Origin of the sequence: Brachybacterium sp. HMSC06H03, assembly GCF_001807385.1 — a bacterium.
In the GTDB taxonomy this organism is placed as follows: domain Bacteria; phylum Actinomycetota; class Actinomycetes; order Actinomycetales; family Dermabacteraceae; genus Brachybacterium; species Brachybacterium conglomeratum.
Window position 1 is genome coordinate 1 of the sequence record NZ_KV788807.1, and the last position, 7,819, is coordinate 7,819.

Annotated in this window: 8 protein-coding genes and 1 riboswitch; of the genes, 2 read left to right on the forward strand and 6 right to left on the reverse strand. The window is 74.3% G+C overall.

The genetic code is table 11. The features are described 5' to 3' along the window. The 5 genes from HMPREF3159_RS09540 to HMPREF3159_RS09560 all read right to left on the reverse strand — a co-directional run. A partial coding sequence (locus HMPREF3159_RS09540; RefSeq protein WP_141748162.1) for an ATP-binding cassette domain-containing protein occupies positions 1–1,248 on the reverse strand: 1,248 nt, incomplete at its 3' end. 26 nt (positions 1,249–1,274) lie between these two features. Next, entirely contained in the window at positions 1,275–1,856 is a 582-nt protein-coding gene (locus HMPREF3159_RS09545) for an ECF transporter S component (RefSeq protein ID WP_070500819.1), read from the reverse strand. A gap of 47 nt (positions 1,857–1,903) precedes the next feature. Further along, positions 1,904–2,009, reverse strand: a riboswitch (TPP riboswitch). Positions 2,010–2,040: 31 nt separating this feature from the next. Further along, the gene (locus HMPREF3159_RS09550; RefSeq protein WP_070500820.1) at positions 2,041–2,607 is read right to left on the reverse strand and encodes a hypothetical protein; all 567 of its coding nucleotides are present in this window, start codon (positions 2,605–2,607) and stop codon (positions 2,041–2,043) included. After that, positions 2,604–4,628, reverse strand: coding sequence for a M13 family metallopeptidase (locus tag HMPREF3159_RS09555; RefSeq protein WP_070500821.1), 2,025 nt, complete (start codon positions 4,626–4,628; stop codon positions 2,604–2,606). Before HMPREF3159_RS09555 ends, HMPREF3159_RS09550 begins: the two co-directional genes overlap by 4 nt. 31 nt (positions 4,629–4,659) lie before the next feature. Continuing rightward, on the reverse strand, positions 4,660–5,463 hold the full coding sequence (locus tag HMPREF3159_RS09560) for a hypothetical protein (RefSeq protein ID WP_070500822.1): 804 nt from the start codon (positions 5,461–5,463) through the stop codon (positions 4,660–4,662). A gap of 70 nt (positions 5,464–5,533) precedes the next feature. Between HMPREF3159_RS09560 and HMPREF3159_RS09565 the strand changes: the two genes are divergently transcribed. After that, the gene (locus tag HMPREF3159_RS09565) at positions 5,534–6,589 is read left to right on the forward strand and encodes an ADP-ribosylglycohydrolase family protein (RefSeq protein WP_070500823.1); all 1,056 of its coding nucleotides are present in this window, start codon (positions 5,534–5,536) and stop codon (positions 6,587–6,589) included. Then, positions 6,586–7,323: an endonuclease/exonuclease/phosphatase family protein gene (locus HMPREF3159_RS09570; protein WP_070500824.1), complete on the forward strand. Its 738-nt coding sequence runs from the start codon at positions 6,586–6,588 to the stop codon at positions 7,321–7,323. The genes HMPREF3159_RS09565 and HMPREF3159_RS09570 overlap by 4 nt, the downstream gene beginning before the upstream one ends. Before the next feature lie 18 nt (positions 7,324–7,341). Here HMPREF3159_RS09570 and HMPREF3159_RS09575 read toward each other — a convergent pair. Continuing rightward, on the reverse strand, positions 7,342–7,819 hold a 478-nt coding region (locus tag HMPREF3159_RS09575; protein WP_210388863.1), incomplete at its 5' end, for a PIG-L family deacetylase.

Genomic DNA, 7,819 nt, shown 5'->3' on the forward strand with positions numbered 1-7,819 from the left:
CACCGCCGTGCCGCGGGCCCTCGCCTCGCGCAGCAGCTCCAGCACCTCGCGGCGCCGCCGGGCGTCCAGGCCCACGGTCGGCTCGTCGAGCACGAGCAGGCCGGGGCGCTGGGCGAGGGCCGCGACGATCGCGAGACGGCGCTGCTCGCCGCCGGAGAGGCGGTGGGGGTGGGCGCCGGCGAGCGGGGCGAGGCCCGCCCGCTGAAGGAGCTCGTCCGCGAGGTCCTCGTCCGTGGCCCAGGGGGAGGCGAGGACCTCCTCCCGCACGGTCGTCGCGACGAAGGAGTGCTCGGGGTCCTGGGGGACGAGGGCGATCCGGGAGGGCTCGGGGCGGGACACGGCGCCCGCGCCCGGCTCCGTCGCGCCGACGAGGACGCGCAGGAGGGAGGTCTTGCCCGCACCGGACGGGCCGGTCAGCGCGGTCAGCCGCCCAGCGCGCAGCTCGAGGTCCTGCGGCGCGGTGAGTCCCCGGGCGGGCACGGTGACGCCGCGCAGCGCGGCGACGGTCTCGCCGGGCCCGACCGGGCCCGGTGCCTCCTCGGCGGCGGTCCCCTCCTCGAGCACTCCCGCCTCGATCAGCACCTCGCGACGGTGGGAGAGGAGCTGGTCCGGATGCCCGTCGGCGAGCACCCGGGCGCGAGGGCCGAGCACGATCAGCCGGTCCACGTGCGGCAGCCAGGGCCCGATCCGGTGCTCGGCGACGACGAGGGTGCGGCCGCCCGTGACCGCGAGGATCGCCCGGCGCACCTCCTCGGCTGTCGGGGCATCGAGCATCGAGGTCGGCTCGTCCAGGAGCAGCAGGTCGGGGCGCAGGGCCAGCGCGCCGGCCAGCGCGATCCGCTGCTGCTGGCCGCCCGAGGCGTCCAGCGGCGCTCGCTCGGGGTCGAGGTCGACTCGCGCTGCCTCGAGCGCCCGGGCGGCGCGCTCGGTGAGCTCCGGCCGGGGCAGTCCCGCGTTCTCCGGTCCGAAGGCGGCGTCGCGGGCGACGGTCGCGCCGACGAGGGCGTGCACCGGGTTCTGCAGCAGCAGGCCCCGCTCCCCGGGCCGGCTGGGCGCGGGGACCAGCCCCTCGCCGTCCCCGTCCTCGGGGTCCAGCAGCCCGGCCAGCGCCCGCAGCACGGTCGACTTCCCGCTGCCGCTCGCCCCGGCCAGCAGCACTCGCTGCCCGGGCGGGATCTCGAGGTCGAGACCCTCGATGGTCGGCTCGCGCCGGCTGAGCGGCCGCCAGCGCAGCCCGTCGACGTGCACGGACGCCGCCGGGACGGTCTCGGTGCTCAGGCCTCCACCGCGCGGGCCGCTTCCCGGCCGGAGGCCAGGGAGTCCACCGCGCCGGTTGCGATCAGCGCCCGGCTCGCCGCCCAGCCCAGCACCCCGCACAGCAGCGCCCCCGAGAGCAGGAAGAAGGTGAGCATCGTGCCGGAGAAGGCCCAGCTCATCTCCTGGTAGTAGGCGACCTTCTCCCATCCCCATTCGAGCAAGGCAGAGAGCACGCCGCCGAGCACCGCCACGGGCAGGGTGAAGCGCCGGTAGCGGGTGAGCAGGAAGGCGAGCTCGACGCCACCGCCCTGCATGAGACCGGACACGGCGGTGCCCCAGCCCCACTGGCTGCCCAGCAGCATCGAGAGCACGGCGGCGACCATCTCCGCGAGCAGGGCGGCGCCGGGCTTGCGCACCAGCAGCGCGGCGAGCACGGCCGGCAGGAACCAGATCCCCGCCAGCAGCCCCTCGGCAGGCTTGAACGCCGCGGTCAGCGGGCCGATCAGGGTGTAGAGCTGGCCGTAGCCGAGGAAGGCGACCCCGAAGGCCGCCCCGATCAGCACGGTCACCAGCAGATCGACGGTGCGATAACGGGTCATCACGTCTCCTCCCAGGTCCTGGAAGGGGCGCGGAGCACCGGCGGTGCGCCACGGAAATCCCGACTCCCTACGCCGGTGCGAGCCGGATCAGGTTCGAGGGTCTGCGCCGTCGGCGCACTCTCAGCACCGGACGGTGCTCCCCTGTCAGTGGATGACGAGCAGACAGTCTAGCCCAGGACCACGCTCAGCGGCGGGCACGGATGGCCTGGTCGATCGCATCGGCGGCCGCCTGCGGGTCGACAGGGGAGAGGATGTAGCAGGTGTCCTTCGTCCCGATGATCTCCACGCTCGTGCCCGGCCGGGTGACCAGCATCCGGTAGGGCCGCTGCTGCTCGGCGAGGGTGAAGATCTTCCGCCGGCCGACGGGGGTGAGCTCCTCGGGCTTCGGGGTCATCGCCCTCCCGCGCCGCCAGCCGTAGCCGCCGAGGGCGACGCCCACGGTGCCGGTGGGGATCTCGCGCAGCTGCACGGTGCGGAAGTCCTCGATCGGCCAGACCCGGCGGGGTAGGAAGCCCCCGAGGCTGACGGTGACCCCGTGCTCGTCGACCACGAAGCGGGTGGCCTGGCCCATCCACGTCCACAGCGCCAGCAGCGCGAAGGCGGCGAGCACCGCGATCGCGCCCGGCGCCGAGCCGCGCTGCAGCAGCAGGCCCGACACGATCAGGCCCGCCACCACCGTGACGACGACGCGGGTCCAGCCCACGGAGGAGGGCACCGTCCGCCCGACGTGGAAGGGCGGATCGGGCCTCACCAGATGCTCACCCGCTCCTCCGGGGCGCGGTACATGCCGTCGCCCTCGCGCACGTCGAAGGCCTCGTGGAACTCGTCGAGGTGCCCGGCGACCGTGTTGCAGCGGAACTCCATCGGCGCATGCGGGTCCACGGCCAGACGGCGGATCGCCTCCTGGGGCCGGTTCCGGCCCCGCCACACGGTCGCCCAGGACCAGAACACGCGCTGCAGGCCGGTGAGCCCGTCGAGCTCGGCCGCGGCCTCCTCCTCGGAGCGGCTGGCGAGATAGGCCTTCACCGCGATGGAGAGCCCGCCGAGGTCGCCGATGTTCTCGCCGATGGTGAGGGCGCCGTTGACGCGGTGGGAGTCGTCGAGCTCGCGCGGGGAGAGCTCCGAGTACTGCGCGATGAGACGGGCGGCGCGGGCGTCGAAGGCCTCGCGGTCCTCGGCCGTCCACCAGGAGACGAGGTTGCCCTCCCCGTCGTACTTCGAGCCCTGGTCGTCGAAGCCGTGGCCGACCTCGTGGCCGATCACCGCGCCGATCCCGCCGAAGTTCACGGCGTCGTCGGCCTCCGCGTCGAAGAACGGGGGCTCGAGGATCGCCGCGGGGAAGACGATCTCGTTCCGGCCGGGGTTGTAGTAGGCGTTGACCGTCTGCGGGGTCATGTGCCACTCGGTCTCGTCCATCGGCCCGCCGACCTTCGAGAACTCGAAGTCCGCCTCGAAGCGGCGGGAGGCGCGGACGGACGCGACGAGGTCGCCGGGGACGAGCTCGAGGCCGTCGTAGTCGCGCCACGTCGAGGGGTACCCGATCTTCGGGGTGAACCTCTCGAGCTTCGCGAGCGCCTTCTCGCGGGTGGCCGGGGTCATCCAGTCCAACGAGCTGATCGAGTCGCGGTAGGCGTCCATCAGCGCGTCGACCAGCGCGGTCATGCGCTCCTTGTGGGCGGCGGGGAAGTGGCGGGCGACGTACTCGCGGCCGACGGCGAAGCCGACCGCGCCCTCGACCAGGGCCACGCCCCGCTTCCACCGCTCCTTCAGCTCCTCCGCACCGGAGAGGACGCGGCCGGAGAAGTCGAAGTCCTCCTCGACCAGCGCGGCGGGGAGATAGGGGGCGTAGGAGGAGACGGTGTGCATCGCGAGCCACGTGCGCAGCACGGCGAGGTCCTCCCGGGCCAGCAGATCGGCGGCGGCGGAGACGAACTCGGGCTGGCCGACGGAGACCACGTCGAAGGCCGCGGCCGGCGCACCGGTGCCCTCGATGTACGCATCCCAGGGGAAGGCGGGGGCGAGCTCGCGGCGCTGCGCGGCGTCCATGGGGTTGTCGGACTTCTCCCGGTCGCGCAGGCGGACCACGTCGACGTGGCAGGCGGCGAGGCGGGTCTCGAAGTCGAGCACGGCGCGGGCGAGCTCCTCCGGGCCGCCGGCGGGGAGCCCCGCACGGCCGGGCAGCTCGGCGAGGCGGGCGAGGTTCGCCAGGTGCGCGGCATAGGCCTCGCGGGTCTCGGCGTGGTGCTCCTCGCGGTAGTAGGACTCGTCGGGCAGGCCGAGGCCCCCCTGATGGATCTTGACCTGGTACTGGGAGGAGTCGTGGTCGTCGGTCCACACGTAGGCGAGCACCGCCGAGGCCCCCGAGTCGGGCGCCGCCATCCGGCGCACGAGGCCCTCGAGGTCCCGGGTCGCCCCGATCTCATCGAGCAGGCCGGCGAGGCCGGACAGGCCCGCGGCCTCGATCGCATCGGTGTCCATGAACATGCGGTACAGCGTGCCGATCCGGGCATGGTCGGTGGTCGGGACCGGCAGGCTCCCCGTCTCGTCCACGGTTTGCGCGACGTCGTCGGCCGCCTCCTCGACGATCTCCCGCACCCGCTCCTCGGACAGGTCGCGCAGCGCGTGGAAGGCGCCGTCGCTGGACCGGTCGGCGGGCATCACGTGCTCGGCGAGCCAGCGGCCGTTGACGTGGCCGAAGAGGTCGTCCTGGGGGCGGGCGGCGGCGTCGACCTGATCGAGGTCGAGTCCGGAGGGGAGGGCAGCGGTCATCATCGGCTCCTGCGGGGGTGGTGGGGTCGGTCGGTCAGAGGCTCAGCAGTCCGAGCACGGCCAGGGCGAGGGTCAGCGCACCGAGGGCGACGGGCATGTACGCCCAGGGGGTGCGGGAGCGCTCCGCCGGAGGCCTGCGCTGGAGGACGAGGGTCGACAGCCCGGTGCCGATCGAGAGCACGGCGGTGCCGACGGCGAGCACGGGCGAGAGGATCACGAGCACGGTCGCGCCGAGCTGGAACATCACGGTGCCGAGCACGTCCAGCAGGCGCATCACGACGGTCTCGCGGGCGCCGACGCGCTGGGAGAGCAGGGTCGAGATCGCCTCCTCGGACCAGTCGCCGGGCGTGGCGATGCGGCGCCGGGTCGCGACGGTCTGCGCGGTCGCCAGCACGATCCACACCAGCGCGCAGCCGGCGCCCACCCACACCCCGAGCTCGGAGCGGATGTCGGCCGGCCACAGCACGAGAGCGAGCAGCACTGCGGCGATGCGCAGCACCTCCTCGAGCACGCTGCGCACCGCGACCAGCCCCGGGTTCACGGCGAGCTGGCGGCGGGTGCGCGCGACGAAGAGGCTCGTCGCGACGAGGGAGACGAGCTGCAGGGCGCCCAGCCCGATGCCCAGCAGCAGCGGCACCGGCGTGGTGGGGGCGAAGGGCAGGATCGCCACCAGCATCACGATCGCGAGGGCGGGGATCAGCAGGGCCTGGATCGACAGGCCCTTGACGAGGTCCCGGACGAGGTCCGCCCCGGTGGGGGGATGGTCATGACCGGTGTGGTCATGGGGATCGTGGGGGTCGTCGCAGTGCGGGCGGGGCTCCGCGGGGGTGTCGGTCATGGGGCTCCTTCTCGGTCCCCACCAGGGTAACGGGGCCCGGCCCGGGCCTGACCTGTGGAACCATGGCCTCGTGAGGACCGACGAGAAGCATTCCCAGCCCCCCGGGCTGACCGCGGCGCAGCGGCAGCGGGCGGTCGGCGCCGTCGTGGCCGCAGCGACCGGGGACGCGCTCGGAGCGCCCTACGAGTTCCAGGCCCCCGTCGTCGACTCCGAGGAGATCGCCATGATCGGCGGCGGCGTGCTCGGCTGGCAGCCGGGGGAGTGGACCGACGACACCTCGATGGCGATCGTCGTGCTCGAAGCCGCTCTAGCCGCCTCCGACCACCATGACCTGCGGCTCGAGTCCGCGCAGGACCACATCGCGCGCGAGTGGTACTCGTGGTCGCTGGGCACCCCGGACATCGGGAACCTCACCTCCCACGTGCTGCGCTCCGCGGCGGACATCGGCCGCGGGGCGGGCCACTACGCGCCCCGCGCGGTCGACTTCCGGGCCGCGGCCGCGAAGGCGCACGAGGACCACCCGACCTCCGCGGGCAACGGCTCCCTGATGCGCGCCCACGCGTCGGTGCTGCCCTATCTGCTCTCCCCGGACGCGGACGCGGCCGAGGCGATCGCCTCGGTGTGCCGCTTGACACACGTGCACCCGGACACGATCGAGGCCTGCATCCTGTGGGGCTTCGCCGTGCGCCACGCGATCCTCACCGGTGAGCTCGACGTGCGCGTCGGCCTCGACCAGCTCGAGCCCGAGCGCCGCACGGTCTGGCAGGACCGGATCGAGGAGGCGGAGGAGTCGACCCCGGTCATGTTCCGGCGCAACGGCTGGGTCGTCGGCGCCTTCCAGGCGGCGTGGGCGGCGATCGCCGGCGTCGGCCCGATCCCCAAGGGCAAGTTCGCCCAGCGCGACGCACTGGTCGCTGCGCTCGAGGCCGCGGCCCGGGCCGGCTACGACACCGACACCGTCGCCTGCATCACCGGCTCCCTGATGGGGGCGGCGCTCGGCCACAAGGCCGTCCCGCCCGAATGGAGGCGAGTCCTGTTCGGCTGGCCCGGCTACGAGGTCGAGGAGCTCACGAACCTCGTCGAGCGGGTCATCGCCCCGCAGGTGGCCGAGGAGCCGAGCCCGTGAGCGCCGCCCGAGGCAGTTCGGGGCGCGGCGGCTGGGACCTGCGGATCCTGTCCTGGAACCTGTGGGAGCTGCGCGGCGACCTGCACGCGCTGATCGAGGCGGTCGAGGATCTCGACCCCGACGTGCTGCTGGTCCAGGAGGCGCCCCGCTTCGTGCTGCCCACGTCGCGGCTGGCATGGTTCGCCCGGCGCGTCGGCCGACGGGTCCTCGTCGGCGGGCTCGGCGGGCGGGGCCTCGCGATCCTCGCGACCGAGGACGTCGCCGCACAGGTGATCCGCCGCGGCATGCACCCGGTCGCGCAGACCGTCACGGACCTGAACTCGACCTACCCGCGCGGGGTCGCCGCGGTACGGCTGTCGGTGCCCGGTGGCGGCGAGGTCCTCGTCTCCTCGCTCCACTTCGCGCTCCAGGAGGACAACCGTCTGCGCCATGCCGAGCACGTCACGGCGCTGGTGCGCGGGGCGGGGGCGCCGGTGATCGTCGGCGGCGACCTGAACGAGACCGCCGACGGCGCTGCGCGCAGACTGCTCGATCCGCTGCTGCGGGACCCGGCCGGGCAGTCCGAGCACACCTTCCCGGCCGCCGGTCCGGTGCGCCGGATCGACGCGATCCTCGTCGGCGAGGGCGTGCGGGTGCGGGACGCGCGGGCCGTCCGCTCCACTGCGCGGGTCGGCGCGGAGCGGCTCTCGGGCGCCAGCGATCACCTGCCGACGCTGCTGGACGTCAGCCTCTGACGCGCCTGAGCGGGGTGCTCAGCCCCGGAGCCCGGCGCGCAGGGCGACCATGTCGTCCTGCCCTCCGACGTGCCGGATCGCGAACCCTCCCTCGACCGGTCCGCGCAGCGTGAGCTGGGTCCGGTAGGAGCCCACCGCCCGCTCCACCGCGTCCGCGGTCTGCGGGAGATCGCGCACCACGGTGCCCGGCGCCGCGTCGTCGCTCGCGATCTGCACCAGCGGCACGCCGGTCCGCTCGGCCGCGGCGACGGCGACGTGATGGGCGCGCACATGGTCGGGATGCCCGTAGGTGCCCTCGTCGTCGTAGCCGATCAGCACGTCCGGGCGGGACTGCTCCACCAGGGCGACGAGGTCGTCCGCGGCCTGCTCGAGCGGGACGAGGGAGAAGCTGTCGGGGCCGGCGTCGGGGGAGGGACCGGCGAGCCCCTCGCGCACCCAGGCCATGCCCGAGTCGCGGTAGCGGCGCGGGGCCGCGCCGGCCGCGAGCGCGGGGGCG